We start from the raw sequence: 17,449 nt of genomic DNA, 5'->3' as shown, positions 1-17,449 counted from the left end.
GAGTCAAGTTTCGCGCAGCGAAACCCGGATGTCGGGGTGCCCGTCTTTGGCACACCTGTCTAGGGCGGGCAGGAAAGGTGTGGCGCCCGTAAGGGGCGCAACCCAAACGCTCAGCGCACGCGGTAATAGATAGTGCTAAGTCAGCAAGCAAGACGCACACAAACTTGCCAGTCCGGTGTGTCAACCCGCACTTTCCCCAAACTATGCGAAGAACCTTCTTTTTAGCGCCGGACCTTACTGCTCCAGCGCCGGAGTTTCCTGGCCGATGCAGCGCACAGCCTGCTTCTTGTTGTCCACCAGCACACCGGTCAGCCCCTTCTGCTGCAGATCGAACAACACCAGCACGCCATCGATGCACTGCGCCACCTGGTTGGCCGGTTTCAGCGAGACCTTGTAATCCTCACCCGGTACGGTCTTGAGCATGGTGAAATCGGACAGCAGCAGCGCATCTTCCGGTTTGGCGAAATGCACGTAGCCGTAGTACCAGAGCACGCCGATGGTGCCGACGATGCTGGCGACACCCGTGAGGATAAGGGGAATGGGATTACGTTCGGTCATTGCGGACTCTCTGTTGCGGATTCGGTAGCCGGCCCCTGGCGTTCGACAAAAGCCTGCGGCGCGCTGAAGAACGCCAGCAGCGACTGGCGCCAGGCGGGCTCGGCAAAGGTTTGCACGTGCAGCCCACCGGTCGCCTGAAAGGCGCGTGGCGGGCGCGCAGCTTGATACAAACGCTGGCCATTGGAAAGCGGCACGATCGTATCGTCAACACTGTGATAGATCAGCAGCGGCAAGCCGGCGAGTCGATCGATGCGGTGAATCGCGCTGTCACCATCCGGCACCAACCAGGACAGCGGCACCTGCAGCGGCCAGGTCAGCCAGGAGGTGCTCAGGGCATGCCGGGCCACGTCGCGATAACTGGCTGGCACACCATCGAGCGCCATGGCCTGCACGCCTGAGCGACGCTCGGGATGCTCGGCCAGGTAGTGCACGGCCAATGCGCCACCGAGGCTCTGCCCCAGCACCAACAGCGGCAAGCCCTGCACCTGCGGCGCCTGTTCGAGCCAGGCGAAGGCCGCATCGATGTCCTGATAGACCTCCGGCAGTCGCGGCTTGCCTGCGGACAGCCCGTAGCCGCGATAATCCAGCATCAGCACCTGATAGCCCTGTTCCGGCAGCCAGTGAACGCCACCCAGGTGCCAGGCCAGATTGCCGCCATTGCCATGCAGATGCAGCACCGTTCCCTTGACCTTCACCCCGGCCTTGGCCGGCAGCCACCAGGCATGCAGGCGCGTGCCATCGGCGGCGCGCAGTTCGATATCGCGGTATTCCAGGCCGGCGCGAGCCGGAGTGATGGGCAGGCCAGGTTCCGGGTAGAACAACAGGCCGCTGCAACCGGCCAAGCACAGGCTGGCCAGCAGCAAGGCCAGTGCTCGCAGGCTACTTGCCACCGGCGCGCACCTCTTCGCGCGCCTGAACGGTCGCGGCATAGACACGTTCAGCCAGACGCGAGAACGGCAGACTCTGGATCCATACCGTACCGGTGCCTTTGAGCGTGGTCAGCAAGATGCCTTCGCCGCCGAACAACATGCTTCTGAGGCCTCCGGCCAGGGCGATGTCGTAGTCGATGCCGCTACTGAAAGCCACCAGGCAGCCGGTGTCCAGGCGCAGGGTTTCATTGTTCAGCTCCTTGCGGATCACCGTGCCACCGGCATGCACGAAGGCCAGGCCATCGCCTTCGAGCTTCTGCAGGATGAAGCCCTCGCCACCGAAGAAGCCGGCCCCCAGGCGCTTGGCGAAGCTGATACCGATGCGGGTGCCATGTGCGGCACAGAGGAAAGCGTCCTTCTGGCAAATCAGCCGGCCGCCGACCTTCGCCAGGTCGATGGGCACCACAGTGCCCGGATACGGCGCGGCGAAGGCGACCCGCGCCTGGGTTTTCCCGCCATTGCTGAAGTGGGTCATGAACAGCGACTCGCCGGTGAGCATGCGCTTGCCGACGCTCCACAGCTTGCCCAGCAGACCGCTGGACGAACCGTCACCCATGCGCGTTTCGAAGCGCACGCCGTCGGTCATGTAGTTCATCGCACCGGCCTCGGCAATTACCGTCTCGCCAGGGTCGAGGATGATCTCCACCGATTGCGCCGAAGCGCCGAGGATTTCGTATTCGAGTTGATGGCTGGGCACTTGCGGGTCTCCGGGGTGGGCCACGACGGTGTATGCCTGGCGATGCGCTGCGGCAGCGATGCGTACGGCGCACCCTAGGTACGGTGTGATTCAGAGGATATTGGCGTAGTCCGCTTCGATGCGATCCAGGCTCAAATGGTTGAGGAAGTTGGAGAAGCACATCCAGGCCGATAGTGCGTTCATGTCCTGGAACTGCGGCGGCAGGTACTTGGGCGGCTGCACCAGGCCCTCGTCCACCAGTTTGCGCAGGGTGCGCATGTCTTCCAGGGTGGTCTTGCCGCAGAACAGCAACGGAATCTGCTCCAGCTTGCCTTTGCGCACCGCCAGCTGGATGTAGTTGTAGATGAGGATGAAGCCCTTCAGGTAGGACAGATCCTTGGTGAACGGCAGCCCCGTCGGCAGCGAGCCGCGAAACACCCGGCTGGCATTGCTGTAGCCGCCTTCCAGGCCATAACCCTGCTCGCGGAAGAACTCGAACACCTCGAGAAAATCTGCGCCCTCCTCGGCCATGTGGATGGCGCGGGTGCGGTTGGTCAGCTTGCGCAAACGCGTGGGGTAGGAGGCGAAGGCGATCACCTCCATGAGAATTGCCAGGCCCTCCTGGGTCACCGTCGATGAGGGCGGGCCCTTGGCCAGGAAGGTGCAGATCGGCTGGTTGAGGCCGTTGAGCGTGGTGCCAACGTGCACCAGCCCTTCATGCACCTCCAGCGCCTTGACGTCGCGCTCGTTGAAGCGCGCATCGCTGCGGATCTTGATGTAGTCGGCGCCGGCGGCAGCATCGGCAAGGATACCGTCGGACTCGAACACGCGAATGGTGTCGTCGCCGAACACCCCGGCCAGGCGCTGCTGCAGAATATTCACCGCATCACTGGCCCCGAGGGTCTTGGCCTCGTCTTCCAGATCACCACGCGCGGCGATGTTGTTGAGGTAGTCCGAGAGCATCAGGCCGAGGTCGGCCAAGGTCGGATCGCCAGCATGGAAGGCGTCGGAGGCAGCGCCATACAGTTCCTGGCTGATCAGGCCGAAGTCCTCGGTGCCACGCGCCTCGAGCATGCGGATGACCATGCGGTATTCCTTGCACATGCGTCGCATGATCTGCCCGACCGGGTTGAACTGGCCGAGCTGGCGGGTGATATCGCGCTCGATGTTCTGAAATTCCTGCTTCTTCGCGGTGGCATCGAAGGCCAGCGGCCGACTCAGGTAGTAGTCGCGATCCACGGCTGGCAGCTGCTTGCCCTTGGCCTTGAGAAAGCCGTCACGGATGCCGTCGTCCCACTTCACCGCATCGAGTATGCGGATGGGCGTTTGCGCGTCGACGATGCGGTCACTGAGGGCACGAATACAGAGTTGGTAGTCGTCCAGTTTTTGCTGGCTGTTCATTGCAGTTCCTACTCGGCGGCCCGCTGATAGCGCGCCACCTCGACGAACAGGTCGGCATTGGCCGGGTCGTCGAGGTAGGCGAACACCTTGTCCAGCGGGCTGGTGATCAATGCACCGTCAGCTTCGGGCATGGAGACGGTCTGCCCTTCCAGCAGGCCCTTTTCCATATCCTGGAGAATGCGGTCGGTGTCGAGGTTGTACAGCACCAGCTCGTTGTCCCTGGTCAACTCGAAACCGGCAATGGCGAAGTTGGCGCCCAGGCTCTTCGGCAGGCCCGCCGAGAGGTACCAGCGGCGGCCATGATGAGCGACGGTGAAACCGAACTCCTCGAAGCTGCTTTCGTTGTCCGCGCTGCCTTCGTAGATACGCGCCAGGTAGAGGTTGGAGCCGGCACGGGTGATCTCCAGAAACAGCTGATCGCCCCACTCGTCCTGCCGGGTCCATTCGCCCAGCAGTGGTATGGGCGCAGCCTCGTTGGCCGGAATCGGGTCCTTGAAGGTGACCAGGCAACCACTCAACAGCAGGAAGGACAGGGCGACCAATGCGCGCCAGGCTTTCATTTCGCTCTCCTTGTGAAGGCCGTTCGACCTGATGATCGACGGTTTACAACCCCAGAACCAGGTTCATGTAGCGTTTAAGGATGGCCAGCATTCCTTGGCTGTCCAGGTGCTCTACACCGTCTAGCAGGCCCTGATACTCCATCCGCACGATGGCGGCCGTCAACAGCACGGCATCCTGTTCGGGCTGGCGCGAGCCCAGTACCTCGAAGAAGTGGGTGACACCCTGCTGCAGGATCTGCCGGTGGGCTCGCACCAGCTCGCGCAGGCGTGGATTGAGCAAGGCCTCCTGCTGGAACGCCTGCTCGGCGATCAGGTGATCACGACGCTCACGCAACTGACGCTGCACGTACTGCACCGCCAGAGCGGCGATCTCGTCGGCCAGTTGCCGACGCGCCTGCTCGCTGCCATCCAGGCGCCCGACCATCTCCTCCAACGCACCCTGAGTGCTGGCCCAGAAGGCCGCCATCTGCGCAGCGCTGCGCTCGACAAACTGGGCGAAGGTATCGGTGATCAGGTCATCGATGTCCTTGAAATAGTAGGTCGTGGCCGACAAGGGTACCTGCGCCTCGGCCGCCACCGCACGATGGCGCACGGCGCGCACGCCATCGCGCACGATGATGCGCATGGCGGCATCGAGAATCGCCTGGCGGCGCTGCTCACTGCCCTGGCGACTGGCCTTGCGGCCCTGGTACTGGACGCTTTCGGCGACGGCATTGGCTGCCTGGGTGGCATTCGGGGACGCGGGCACGGGGCTCAAGGTGGGTCGACCCTCTGGGTTCTGGTTATGACAGGGAGAGTAATGGCTTGGACAGGCAAGCAAAAGGCTCCGTTTCGCTTACAGCCCGGGCGACCGGTGAAATCGCCGTGAAAAGTGCAAAGACAAGTAGCAAAAAGCCGCCCGAAGGCGGCTTTCTGTCTGGCATCAAGCCTGCGGACGCATGTGCGGGAACAGGATGACGTCGCGGATCGACGGTGAGTTGGTCAGCAGCATCACCAGGCGGTCGATGCCGATGCCTTCACCGGCCGTCGGCGGCATGCCGTACTCCAGGGCGCGGACGAAGTCGGCGTCGTAGTGCATGGCTTCATCGTCACCGGCGTCCTTCTCGGCCACCTGGGCGAGGAAGCGCTCGGCCTGATCTTCGGCGTCATTGAGCTCGGAGTATGCGTTGGCGATCTCACGACCACCGATGAACAGCTCGAAGCGGTCGGTGACGTTGGGATTGTCGTCGTTGCGACGCGCCAGCGGCGACACTTCGAACGGATACTCGGTGATGAAGTGCGGCTGCTCCAGCTTGCTCTCCACCAGCTCTTCGAAAATCATCACCTGCAGCTTGCCCAGGCCTTCGTGGCCAAGCACCTTGGCGCCGGCCTTCTTGGCGATGGCGCGGGCCTTCTCGACGTCGCCCAGGTCAGCCTCGGTGATCTCCGGGTTGTACTTGAGGATGGAGTCGTACACCGACAGGCGCACGAACGGCTCGCCGAAGTGGAATACCTTGTCGCCATACGGCACGTCGGTGCTGCCCAGCACGGCCAGGGCCAGCTCGCGGAACAGCTCCTCGGTGAGGTCCATGTTGTCGCGGTAATCGGCGTAGGCCTGGTAGAACTCGAGCATGGTGAACTCGGGGTTGTGCCGGGTCGAGACGCCTTCGTTACGGAAGTTGCGGTTGATCTCGAAGACTTTCTCGAAGCCGCCGACCACCAGACGCTTGAGGTACAGCTCCGGGGCGATACGCAGGAACATGGCCATGTCCAGCGCGTTGTGGTGGGTCTCGAACGGCTTGGCCGCGGCGCCGCCGGGGATGGTCTGCAGCATCGGGGTTTCCACTTCGAGGAAACCACGCTCGTTGAGGAAGCGACGGATATGCGCGATCACCTGCGAGCGCACACGGAAGGTGTGGCGCACTTCCTCGTTGACGATCAGGTCGACGTAGCGCTGGCGGTAGCGCTGCTCGGTGTCGGTCAGGCCATGGTGCTTGTCCGGCAGCGGGCGCAGCGACTTGGTCAGCAGGCGCACGTTCTGCATGTCGACGTACAGGTCGCCCTTGCCCGAGCGGGCCAGGGTACCCTCGGCAGCGATGATGTCGCCCAGGTCGAAGTGCTTGACCGCTTCCAGCTGCTCGGCCGGCAGGGTCTTGCGGTTGACGTAGACCTGCAGGCGCCCGGACGTATCCTGGATGACCATGAAGGCGCCACGGTTGAGCATGATGCGCCCGGCCACCTTGACCGGGATGGCTGCGGCTTCCAGCTCTTCCTTGCTCTTACCCTCGTACTGTTTCTGCAGGTCGGCGCACAGGCGGTCGCGGCGGAAATCGTTGGGGAAGGCAATGCCCTGCTCACGGACGGCAGCAAGCTTTTCCTTGCGCTGGGCAATCAGCTTGTTTTCTTCCTGTTGCAGTTCGTTCTGGTCGAGTTGTTGGTCGCTCATGGTCGCTTTATCTGCCTGGCGTGTCGTACAAGATTTGAGCAGGCGCCGGCTAGCCGGCGCCCACGGATGGGTTGCTGGGCTTAGAGGCCCTGCTTGAGGCTGGCCTCGAGGTAGCCGTCGAGGTCGCCATCGAGGACTTTCTGGCAGTCGCTACGCTCGACGCCGGTACGCAGGTCCTTGATGCGCGAGTCATCGAGCACGTAGGAACGGATCTGATGACCCCAGCCGATATCGGACTTGCTGTCCTCCAGCGCCTGCGAAGCAGCGTTGCGCTTTTGCATTTCCAGCTCGTACAACTTGGCCCGCAGCATCTTCATGGCGGTGTCCTTGTTGGCGTGCTGGGAACGTTCGTTCTGGCAAGCCACCACGGTGTTGGTCGGCACGTGGGTGATACGCACCGCCGAGTCGGTGGTGTTGACGTGCTGACCACCGGCACCGGAGGAGCGGTAGGTGTCGATGCGCAGATCGGACGGGTTGATGTCGATCTCGACCTTGTCATCGATCTCGGGCGATACGAACACTGCCGAGAACGAGGTGTGGCGACGGGCGCCGGAGTCGAACGGGCTCTTGCGCACCAGGCGGTGCACGCCGATCTCGGTGCGCAGCCAGCCGAAGGCATATTCGCCCTTGATGTGCACGGTGGCGCCCTTGATACCGGCGACTTCACCCTCGGACAGCTCGATGATGGTGGCGTCGAAGCCACGCTTGTCGGCCCAGCGCAGGTACATGCGCAGCAGGATGTTGGCCCAGTCCTGGGCCTCGGTGCCGCCGGAACCGGCCTGGATATCCAGGTAGCAGTTGTTCGGGTCCATCTCGCCGCTGAACATGCGGCGGAATTCAAGCTTCTCGAGGATTTCGCGCAGGCGTTCGACTTCGGCGGCGATGTCGTTCACGGCGCCTTCGTCGTTTTCTTCAGCGGCCATTTCCAGCAGATCTTTGGAATCAGTCAGGCTGCCGGTGAGATCGTCGATGGTTTCGACGATCTGAGCCAGCATGGCGCGCTCGCGGCCCAGGGCTTGCGCGTACTCGGGCTTGTTCCAGACGCTGGCGTCTTCCAGCTCGCGGTTTACTTCGACCAGACGATCATGCTTGTGATCGTAGTCAAAGATACCCCCGAATTGACTGGGTTCGCTCGGACAGGTCCTTGATGGCGTTGAGGATCGGATTGATTTCCATGGTAGTCGGCGCTCTCGGGCAAAAGACGCGAAAAGGCTCAATCCGGCTCGCCCGAGCGGCTAACGCGCTGCCCTGGCCGAGCACGACAAGAGCCGTGACCGCAAAGTTTCTGAAAAGCCGGCGAGTATACCCGACTCGAAGCCCCCTGGCAGCCCGCTGACTGACCGGCGGAGCGCGCTCAGAACTTCAGGCTCAGACGCGCTGCCAAGGCGTTGTCGCGCGCGTCTTCGGCGTAATGGCCCGCATAGGTCAGGCCCAGGTAGAGACTGCGGCTGAGTTCATGATCCAGGCTCAGGTCAAGACGCAGGCTGCTGCGCTCGAACTCACGACTGTGCATCTGCTGGAGTGCGCCCTGGCCGTCGACCGCCTCGTCACGCAAGCGGTCGCTGCCCAGGTTCTGCCGCAGCGCCAGACTGGCACGCCCTACCCACTTGCGCTGTTGCCAGTACCAGGGCGCGGCCAGGCGCCAGCCAAGCGTCAGGTAACCACCCTGCTCGTGCGCTGCCGCCAGGCGCAGTCCGTCGAAACGCCGGGCGTCGGCATCCAGATGCACTAACGCCAGGCCGGCAAATGGCTCCAAGGTGAAATCGCGATAGTCCATGGCGTAACTGCTTTCGCCAAACAGCTGCCAACTGCGCGCGTTATCACGCCGATCCAGCTCATGCCAGCCGTGCAGCAACCCGAGCCGAAACCCCAGCTGGTTGTAGACCCGGGTCGCGGCGTAGACCCCAAGGTAATGACTATCGGTGCGGCCATGCCCCTGATCATGATCCAGCCGGGCACGCGTCACGCCACCCAGTACACCGCCGATCCACTGTCCGCCCAGCGCACGATCCATCCCCATCAGCAGCCCCTCGCCGCGGCGCTCGAGGCCGGCGTCGTCCCAGCTCCCCTGGATGCCATAGGTGCGCGACCACAGCGGCCACTCGCCGGCCTCAGGCGCCGCCTCGCGAAAGGCGAAGCGCACCTGCTGAAGACGATCCAGGGCCGCCTCACGCGGCAACCGGCTGTCCTCCAGGAGCAAGGCGCGCTGGTCCAACGCCAGATCGCCAGCTACAACGCTCATGGCGACCTGAAGCAAGCCCAACCCGATCAGCGCTACACGCAGAGCCATGTTCGCCTCCATTCATCGACGCCCAATGCTACCAGAGCACACCGTCAGCCTCGCCCACCAGGGCACTTCGGATCGAGCGGTCACGCGCTCACCCCGCAACCAGGCTCACGCTGCGGCAGCATGCTTATCGCCGCTCGCGCATCGGCGGCGATCATCTGCGCGGCCTTTTCCGCGATCATCAGTACCGGCGAGCAGGTATTGCCCGAGGTGATGCTCGGCATGATCGACGCGTCGACCACACGTAAACCGGCGATACCATGCACGCGCAGACGCGCATCGACCACCGCTTCACGGCCCTGTCCCATGGCGCAGGTGCCGACCGGGTGGAAGATGGTAGTGCCGATCTCGCCCGCTGCGCGCTGCAGGTCTTCCTCGCTCTGGTACTGCGGCCCCGGCTTGTATTCCTCGGGCCGGTAGCCGGCCAGGGCGGGCGCGGCGACGATGCGCCGGGTCAGGCGAATGGCGTCTGCAGCCACCTGTAGATCTCGCTCGTCACTCAGGTAATTGGGGCGGATAAGCGGGGCGACGCTAGCATCGGCCGAGGCGATCTGGACGCTGCCACGGCTATGCGGGCGCAGGTTACACACCGAGGCGGTAAAAGCCGGGAAGTCATGCAAGGGTTCGCCAAAACGCTCCAGCGACAATGGCTGCACGTGATACTGCAGGTTGGCGCGCGCCTGGCCGGGGTCGGACTTGGCGAAGGCGCCTAGCTGGCTGGGCGCCATGGACAGTGGCCCGCTGCGCTTGAACAGGTACTCCAGCCCCATTCCCAGCTTGCCCCAGGGCGTAGCCACGATGCGGTTGAGCGTCTTCACGCCCTCGACTCGATAGATCAAACGCAGTTGCAGGTGATCCTGCAGGTTCTCACCGACGCCTGGTAGCTCATGGTGCACGCCGATGCCCAGGCGTTCGAGCAGCGGCCGTGGGCCGATGCCAGAACGCTGCAGCAAGGCCGGTGAACCGATGGCGCCAGCACAAAGGATGATCTCGCGACGTGCCGCCACCCGCAGCGCCCGCCCCTGGCTGCGCAGATGCAGCGCACGGGCGCGACCGCCCTCCAGCTCCAGCCGTTCAGCTTCGGCGCCGGTCAGCACCTGCAGATTGGGGCGCTGGCGAATATCGCGCAGAAAGGCCTTGGAGGCATTCCAGCGCACACCGCGTTTCTGGTTGACCTGAAAATAGCTGCAGCCTTCGTTGTCCCCGCCGTTGAAATCTTCGACGCTGGCAATACCACTCTGCGCCGCTGCATCACGGAAGGCTTCGAGAATCTCCCACGACAGACGCTGGCGCTCGACCCGCCATTCGCCGTCGCCACCGTGCCATTCGCTGGTGCCGGCAAAATGATTCTCCGACCGTTTGAACAGCGGCAACACATCACGCCAGGTCCAACCGGGATTGCCCGCCGCAGCCCAGCCATCGTAGTCCGCAGCCTGGCCACGCATGTAGATCATGCCGTTGATCGAGGAGCTGCCACCGAGCACGCGGCCACGCGGGTATTTCAGCGAGCGGCCGTGCAGGCCGGGATCGGCCTCGGTGTTGTAACACCAGTCGGTACGCGGATTGCCGATGCAGTAGAGGTAGCCGACCGGGATATGAATCCAGGGATAGTTGTCGCGCCCGCCCGCCTCGATCAGCAGCACGCTGACGCCAGGGTCTGCAGAAAGCCGATTGGCCAGCAGGCAACCGGCTGGGCCGGCGCCAACGATCAGGTAGTCGTATTCTTCCAGTGGCAGTTGCGACATAAGCATCCTCGCGTGTCGTTCTTGTCGTTGGCCAACAGCCTAAAACAAGCCAGGGGCGAGGATGAATGATCTTTTGGTCTGAGGCAGCGGCTGAATGTGCGCCCATAGACTGGCAGCTATGGTGAAGCACCCGTGCTCTGCGCTTTACTTGTAGGCATTCCTGCTCGAGCCCGTCCGCGATGCCACCAGCGCCTGCACGCAAGCCACACACGCCGCTTCCTGCCATTTCGCAACAGCGCGGCTGGCTACGCTGGCTTCCGGGCCTGCAAACGCTCAGGGGCTATCACCTGGCCTGGCTGCCGAAGGACATTGCGGCCGGCCTGGTGCTGACCACCATGCTGGTGCCGGTGGGCATCGCCTATGCCGAGGCCTCCGGCGTGCCAGGCATCTATGGTCTGTACGCGACCATCGTGCCGCTGCTGGCCTACGCCCTGTTCGGCCCCAGCCGTATTCTCGTGCTCGGCCCGGACTCGGCCCTGGCGGCGCTGATTCTCGCTGTGGTGCTGCCGCTCTCAGGCGGCGACCCGATGCGTGCGGTGACGCTGGCCAGCATGATGGCCGTGGTGGCCGGCCTGACTTGCCTGATTGCCGGGTTGCTGCGTCTGGGGTTCATCACCGAATTGCTGTCCAAACCCATCCGCTATGGCTACATGAACGGTATCGCGCTGAGTGTGCTGATCAGCCAGACGCCCAGGTTGTTCGGTTTTTCCATCGACAGCCAGGGCCCGGTCAGCGACCTCCAGACAATCGCCGGCGCACTGATCGAGGGGCAGGTCCACCTCTACAGCCTGCTCGTCGGCACCGGCACACTGGCCTTGATCCTGCTGCTGAGTCGCTTCCGGCAGTTGCCCGGCATCCTCATCGCCGTGACCCTGGCAACCCTGGCGGTCGCGCTGTTCGACCTCGATACCCAGGGCGTGCAGGTGCTCGGCGAACTGCCACAGGGACTGCCCAGTTTCACCCTGCCCTGGTTGAGCGGCGTCGATCTGGCCAGCGTGGTGCTGGGCGGCATCGCCGTCGCCCTGGTCGCGTTCGCCGACACCAGCGTGCTGTCGCGTACCTACGCCGCGCGCACCGGACGCCACGTAGACCCCAACCAGGAGCTCATCGGTCTCGGCGCCGCCAACCTGGCAGGAGGTTTGTTCCAGGGCTTTCCCATCAGCAGCAGCTCGTCGCGCACGCCGGTCGCCGAGGCGGCAGGCGCCATGACCCAGGTCGCCGGTATCGTCGGCGCCCTGAGTGTCGCCCTGCTGCTGGTGCTGGCTCCGGGTCTGATGCAGCACCTGCCCACCAGTGCGCTGGCCGCGGTGGTGATTGCCGCGGTCATCGGTCTGTTCGTGGTCACCGACCTGCGCCGTATCTTCCGCGTGCAGCAATGGGAATTCTGGCTGTCGATGGCCTGCTTCGCCGGCGTGGTGACCTTCGGCGTGATCCCCGGCATCGGCATTGCCGTGGTGCTGGCGGTGATCGAGTTTCTCTGGGATGGCTGGCGTCCTTACTACACCGTTCTCGGCCAGGTAGAGGGCATCCGTGGTTTCCATGACATCAAGCGACACCCCGATGCACGGCAGATACCCGGCCTGCTGCTGTTTCGCTGGGACGCCCCGCTGTTCTTCGCCAATGCCGAGCTCTTCCAGCAATGCCTGCTGCAGGCGCTGGAAAAAGCCCCGGCGCCAGTACGCCGCGTGGTGATCGCCGCCGAACCGGTTACCAGCATCGACGTGACCTCTGCCGACATGCTCGGCGACCTGGAACGAATGCTGGCGGAAGCCGGCATCGAGCTGCACTTTGCGGAGGTCAAGGGGCCGCTCAAGGACAAGCTGCGGCGCTTCGGGCTGCTGCACGACGATCAGCCAAGGCACCTGCAACCAACGGTCAGCGCGGCCGTCGAAGCCTACCTGAGCGATCATGGTGATGAGGCGATGCCGGGTCACGCCCGGCATGCGGACTGAGACGAAAAGACGACTCAGGCACCGACCGGCAGCGAGCGCACCTGGGTTTCCAGCTCGGCCTTGAGCTCCAGCGGCAGTTTCAGCTGACGCGCCAGCTCTTCGAGGTAGGCGCGCTCCATGAAGTGCTCTTCATCCACCATCAGCACGCTGGCCAGGTACATTTCGGCGGCCATTTCCGGGGTCGCTGCGGCACGCGCCACATCGGCCGGGTCGAGCGGCTTGTTCAGTTCGGTGTGCAGCCAGGTCTGCAGTTCGGCGTCCTGTGCCAGCTTGCCCAACTCCTCTTCGATCAACTGACGCTCACGCTCGTCGACATGACCATCGGCCTTGGCCGCCGCCACCAGCGCCTTGAGAATGGCGCGGCTGTGCTGCTCGACTTGCGGCGCCGGCAACCGATCCAGGGTTTGCGGTTCGACCGGCTGCGCGCCGCCCTGCTGGGCTTGCTGCGCCTGCCAGTTGCCGTAGGCCTTGTACGCCATCACACCGAGAGCAGCCAAGCCGCCATAGGTCAGCGCCTTGCCGCCCATCTTGCGCGCTTTCTTGTTGCCCAGCAGCAGGCCGACCGCACCGGCCGCCAGCGCGCCGCCGCCCGCGCCCGAGAGCAGGCTGCCCAGGCCTCCACCAGAGAGCAGGCCACCCAAACCACCGGCTTGCTGCCCCTGGGAGCCCTTCGCCGCAGGTTTTTGCATGGCCTGCTGGCCGGCCTTGAGCAGTTGGTCGAGCAGATTACTGGTGTTCATCGCGAACGCTCCTGAAAAAGTAGGTGCCGGTGCATCCGACCCCGGATAACGCAGGGAAATTCCGAATGCGCCTCAACCGACATCGGTTGAATTGACGAGAGTTTCTAGCAGAGTTCGTCAGAATCAGCCGGGCATATTGGTAACGCCGAGTTTCATCGCAACCGCGATCAGCGCGGGGCGATATGCGCCACCATCAACTGCACCGTCTCGTTGCCACGAAACTCGTTGAGGTCGAGCTTGTATGCCACTTCGGCCCAACGCAACGTCGGGTTGGGCCAGACCTCGCGGTCGATGTTGAAGGCGATGCCGTCGAGTTGCACGCTGCCGCATTCGGTCTTGAGCACCAGCTTCAAGTGGCGCTCGCCGACAATGCGCTGGCTGACGATCTGGAACACACCGTGGAACAGCGGTTCGGGAAAGTGCTGTCCCCAGGGCCCGGCGTTGCGCAGGGCGCGGGCCAGTTCCAGGTGGAACTCGGTGGCATCGAGCTGGCCGTCGGACAGCAGGCGGCCGGTCAGGTCGTCTTCGCACAGTTGGCGGCGCACCTCGGCGTCGAAGGCGACGGAGAACGCACCGAAATTCTCCTGCGGCAGCGACAGCCCGGCGGCCATGGCGTGCCCGCCAAACTTGCTGATCAGCCCCGGATGCTTGGCTGCCACGGCATCCAGCGCATCACGAATATGCAGCCCCGGCACCGAACGCGCCGAGCCCTTGAGCATGCCCTCGCCAGCATCGGCAAAGGCGATGGCCGGCCGGTGATAGCGCTCCTTCAGGCGCGAAGCGAGAATACCGATCACGCCCTGGTGCCAGTCCGGCTCGAACAGGCACAGGCCGAACGGCATGTCCGCCACCGGCAGATCCTTGAGCTGGGCCAGCGCCTCGCGCTGCATGCCCTGTTCGATGGCCTTGCGATCCTGATTGAGCTGGTCGAGTTGCACCGCCATGTCGCGAGCCAGGGCCTCGTCGTCGCAGAGCAGGCATTCGATGCCCAGGCTCATGTCATCCAGGCGCCCGGCCGCGTTCAAGCGCGGCCCGAGGATGAAGCCGAGATCGGTGGAGGTGATACGGCGGTGGTCGCGTCCGGCGACTTCGAGAATCGCGCGCAGGCCAGGCCGCGCCCGCCCGGCACGAATGCGCGCCAGGCCCTGGTGCACCAGGATGCGGTTGTTGGCATCCAGCGGCACCACGTCGGCGACGCTACCCAGTGCCACCAGGTCGAGCAGCTCGCCCAGATTGGGCTCCGCACGGCTGGCGAACCAGCCGGTTTCGCGCAGGCGAGCGCGCAGCGCCAGCAACACGTAGAACATCACGCCGACACCGGCCATGGCCTTGCTCGGGAAATCGCAGCCTGGCTGGTTGGGGTTGACGATGGCATCGGCGGCCGGCAGTTCCGGCCCTGGCAAGTGGTGATCGGTGACCAGCACCGTCAACCCGGCGGCCTTGGCCGCCGCCACGCCGTCGACGCTGGAGATGCCGTTGTCCACGGTCAGCAGCAAGTCGGGCTGGCGCTGCAGCGCCACGGCGACGATCTCCGGGGTCAGGCCGTAGCCGTACTCGAAGCGGTTCGGCACCAGGTAATCCACATGTGCCGCACCGAGCAGGCGCAGGCCGAGCACGCCGACCGAACTGGCAGTGGCGCCATCTGCATCGAAGTCGCCGACGATGAGGATGCGCTGACGCTGCGCCAGCGCCTCGACCAGCAGTTCGACCGCCGCATCGATGCCTTTGAGCTGCTGGTACGGAATCAGCCGCGCCAGGCCCTTGTCCAGCTCTTCGGCGGACTGCACACCACGGGCGGCGTAGAGACGGGTCAGCAAAGGCGGCAGATTGCCCAGATCAGGCAGTTGGGCGGGTAAGGGACGGGCTTCGATACGCATCTTGGGTCTTTTCGTGTAGGGCGGGTGCAACCCGCCACAGGTGATATGACGGGTTGCACCCGCCCTACAGCATCAGATTTCGTAGGGTGGACGACGCTTCATCCGTCCACCTTGCGCACTCGTTGTGGTGGACGAAAACAGCGTCGTCCACCCTACGCAGATCACAGATTCAACGCTCGCCAGCGAGCCATTCAATGGGAATCTCGTGCTGACCGCGCTCGTCGGTGACGAACAACTCGCCATCGCTGATCATCACGCTCCAGTTCAGCGAACGCGGCATGTCCAGCGCCAGGTCGGCCAGTGCCTCCTGGCCGAGCGCGACCACGTTGATGTTCTTCAGGCTGCGCACAGGGTCGAGGCACTTGCCCTGCCACACGCGCAGGTTGCCGTAAGCCACCAGGCTGAACTTCTCGGTGCGCCGTGAGCACCAGGTGATGCGCTCGCTGTCCGGCTGGCCCACTTCGATCCAGTGCAGCACGCGATCGTCCAGACTCTTTTCCCACAACGCCGGCTCATCGACATCCGACAGGCCGCGACCAAACGCCAGTTGCTCGTGGTAGAACAGCGCATAGGCAATCAGCCGCGCGGCCAGGCGCTCTTCGGTCTCGGACGGGTGGCGAGCGACGGTGAAACGCAGGTTTTCATAAACGCTGCGATCCATGTCGGTGAGGTTCAGCTCGATCTTGTAGGTGGTCGATGGCAGGGCCATGGCGGGCTTCTTGGCTGGTCGAAAGAGCGCAATTCTAACGCGAAAGCATGACCCACGCCGACCTTCAACAGGTCAAGCGGCAGATACTCAGTTGTTCATCGGTGTAATCGATGATCGCCTGCAGGCTGCTCAGATCGAGGTGCAAACGGCAGTAATGCTCGCCATGACGCCAGGCCAGCAGCAGTTGATCGTCAGCCGCATAGTTCTGCTCGAAACGCCCCTCGAAAGCCGGATGCTGACAACGCAAACGCATCAGCGCCAGCAAGCGCTGCACCAGCGGTTGCTGCAAGGCCTGCTCGGCCTCCTCGAGGCTGTAGTAATGGCGATTGACGTCGCGCGCCTCGCCGGTCTGCTCGAGCAGGTCGAAGTCGTTGCAGCCCGCCAACAGGCCAACGTAGTAAACCTGCGGGATACCAGGCGCGAAGAACTGTATGGCGCGTGCGGCGATATAAGCCTCGTCATTACGCATCAGCGCCTCGTAGAAGGTGCAGGTCAGCTGGTAGATGGCCCCGACGCTGTGCACGTTCACCGCCGAGCGACGCATGATGGGGTCGGCACTGCGTGTCGAGACCTCATCGATCAGGTACTGGATCTGCGCCTCGGGCAGCATGCCTTCAACATCCGGAATGCAGATGCCGTCGTGGGTATCGAGCACGGTGATCTGGTTACGCGGGCACATCCGCAACCAATTCTTCAGATAGCGGCTGCTACCACTGAGCAATGCGTGCAAGACCAACGGTGGCAGGGCGAAGCCGTACGGGCGCATCTGTCGCCTAGAGATTGCGTACTGGTAGCTGATGTGATCATGCACCTCCGGCAGCATCTCGGCTTCGTACTTGGCCCCGGTTTCGCGGAACCACTCGAGGATGCGGTACACGTTCGGCTCCACCAGAAAGCAGCTGGTGCCGATACGTTTGGTGGTGTAGCCGAAGGCATCCAGGCGAAACAGCCTGACCCCGCGCGCAGCGAGGAAGGCCATGTACTGTTCCATCAACTGATAGGTTTTCGGCGAGTCGTAATTGAGGTCGATCTGCCGTTCGGTGAAGGTGCACCAGACCCGACAGGTTTCACCGTTGGCCAGTCGCACATCGCGAAACGGCTCCTTTTCCTTGCGGATATGGATCTTGGCCAGGTCGTCATGGCTGATTTCGCCGAAGCGATCGGCCTGAACGAAGAGATCCGCGTAGGGCGAGTCCTGGCCATGTGCAACGAAATCGAGAAACTCCGGCGACTCGTCTGCGATGTGGCTGATCACCAGATCGACGCACAGGTCGAAGCGTGCGGAGATGCGCTCGACATCCGCCCAGTCGCCGTAACGTGAATCCACCTCCATGTGCGTGAGCGGTGAGAATCCACCGTCGGCATTGGACGGATACAGCGGCAGGATATGCACCCCGCCAAGCGCGTCCCCCAGGTGCCGATCCAACAGTTGGTAAAGCTCCCCCAGGTTACGCCCCAGGCGGTCGGGATAGGTGATCAGTTGAACAGCGTTGCGCAGCGCCATAAGCCCCCCGGTACATTGATGGTCTGCCTGATACAGGCCTAGGCATGATCACCGCGCGCGTCAAGAAAGCCCGCGACAACGGTTCA

General features: G+C 63.6%; 15 protein-coding genes. 1 reads left to right on the top strand and 14 read right to left on the bottom strand.

The window, feature by feature from the left end; translation table 11 throughout:
* Positions 1-234 precede the first annotated feature (234 nt).
* From INS93_RS24190 to INS93_RS24145, 10 genes are all read right to left on the bottom strand, one after another.
* Positions 235-558: a hypothetical protein gene (locus tag INS93_RS24190; RefSeq protein WP_192985806.1), complete on the bottom strand. Its 324-nt coding sequence runs from the start codon at positions 556-558 to the stop codon at positions 235-237.
* The gene (locus INS93_RS24185; protein WP_226945722.1) at positions 555-1,487 is read right to left on the bottom strand and encodes an alpha/beta hydrolase; all 933 of its coding nucleotides are present in this window, start codon (positions 1,485-1,487) and stop codon (positions 555-557) included. Before INS93_RS24185 ends, INS93_RS24190 begins: the two co-directional genes overlap by 4 nt.
* Complete coding sequence (locus INS93_RS24180; RefSeq protein WP_192985805.1) at positions 1,438-2,184, bottom strand: TIGR00266 family protein; 747 nt, start codon at positions 2,182-2,184, stop codon at positions 1,438-1,440. Before INS93_RS24180 ends, INS93_RS24185 begins: the two co-directional genes overlap by 50 nt.
* Positions 2,185-2,274: 90 nt before the next feature.
* Positions 2,275-3,564 (bottom strand): flavohemoglobin expression-modulating QEGLA motif protein, encoded by a 1,290-nt coding sequence (locus tag INS93_RS24175; RefSeq protein ID WP_160017344.1) that lies wholly within the window; start codon positions 3,562-3,564, stop codon positions 2,275-2,277.
* An 8-nt stretch (positions 3,565-3,572) separates the two neighbouring features.
* Entirely contained in the window at positions 3,573-4,124 is a 552-nt protein-coding gene (locus INS93_RS24170; protein WP_160017343.1) for a hypothetical protein, read from the bottom strand.
* Positions 4,125-4,167: 43 nt separating this feature from the next.
* A complete protein-coding gene (locus tag INS93_RS24165; protein WP_192985804.1) occupies positions 4,168-4,881 on the bottom strand; it encodes a TetR/AcrR family transcriptional regulator in 714 nt (237 codons plus the stop codon).
* 165 nt (positions 4,882-5,046) lie between these two features.
* The gene (gene lysS / locus INS93_RS24160; RefSeq protein ID WP_160017341.1) at positions 5,047-6,549 is read right to left on the bottom strand and encodes a lysine--tRNA ligase; all 1,503 of its coding nucleotides are present in this window, start codon (positions 6,547-6,549) and stop codon (positions 5,047-5,049) included.
* 80 nt (positions 6,550-6,629) lie between these two features.
* Positions 6,630-7,725 (bottom strand): peptide chain release factor 2 gene (prfB, locus tag INS93_RS24155; RefSeq protein ID WP_160017340.1). Its coding sequence is split into 2 segments (ribosomal slippage): positions 6,630-7,652 and positions 7,654-7,725, totalling 1,095 coding nucleotides; the frame shifts between segments, so codons are not numbered across the junction.
* 178 nt (positions 7,726-7,903) lie between these two features.
* The gene (locus INS93_RS24150; protein WP_192985803.1) at positions 7,904-8,839 is read right to left on the bottom strand and encodes an autotransporter outer membrane beta-barrel domain-containing protein; all 936 of its coding nucleotides are present in this window, start codon (positions 8,837-8,839) and stop codon (positions 7,904-7,906) included.
* Between the two features lie 80 nt (positions 8,840-8,919).
* Positions 8,920-10,581 carry a GMC family oxidoreductase gene (locus INS93_RS24145; RefSeq protein WP_420707359.1) on the bottom strand — a complete coding sequence of 554 codons (1,662 nt, stop codon included), beginning with the start codon at positions 10,579-10,581 and terminating at the stop codon, positions 8,920-8,922.
* Positions 10,582-10,760: 179 nt separating this feature from the next.
* On the opposite strand from INS93_RS24145, the gene INS93_RS24140 reads away from it, so the two are divergent.
* Entirely contained in the window at positions 10,761-12,533 is a 1,773-nt protein-coding gene (locus tag INS93_RS24140; protein WP_192985802.1) for a SulP family inorganic anion transporter, read from the top strand.
* Between the two features lie 14 nt (positions 12,534-12,547).
* Here the strand turns inward: INS93_RS24140 and INS93_RS24135 are convergent, their stop codons facing one another.
* The 4 genes from INS93_RS24135 to gtfA form a co-directional block, all read right to left on the bottom strand.
* Positions 12,548-13,273, bottom strand: a complete 726-nt coding sequence (locus INS93_RS24135) for a tellurite resistance TerB family protein (RefSeq protein WP_192985801.1) — start codon at positions 13,271-13,273, stop codon at positions 12,548-12,550.
* Between the two features lie 167 nt (positions 13,274-13,440).
* Complete coding sequence (recJ, locus tag INS93_RS24130) at positions 13,441-15,150, bottom strand: single-stranded-DNA-specific exonuclease RecJ (protein ID WP_192985800.1); 1,710 nt, start codon at positions 15,148-15,150, stop codon at positions 13,441-13,443.
* Between the two features lie 169 nt (positions 15,151-15,319).
* Positions 15,320-15,859 (bottom strand): YaeQ family protein, encoded by a 540-nt coding sequence (locus INS93_RS24125; RefSeq protein WP_072425875.1) that lies wholly within the window; start codon positions 15,857-15,859, stop codon positions 15,320-15,322.
* Between the two features lie 64 nt (positions 15,860-15,923).
* A complete protein-coding gene (gene gtfA, locus INS93_RS24120; protein WP_192985799.1) occupies positions 15,924-17,363 on the bottom strand; it encodes a sucrose phosphorylase in 1,440 nt (479 codons plus the stop codon).
* Between the last annotated feature and the right edge of the window lie 86 nt (positions 17,364-17,449).

The organism is Pseudomonas sp. EggHat1 (assembly GCF_014892995.1).
GTDB classification, from domain to species: Bacteria; Pseudomonadota; Gammaproteobacteria; order Pseudomonadales; family Pseudomonadaceae; genus Aquipseudomonas; species Aquipseudomonas chaetocerotis.
Note: the sequence above shows the minus strand (reverse complement) of the source record. Positions and strands in the feature narration are given on the sequence as shown.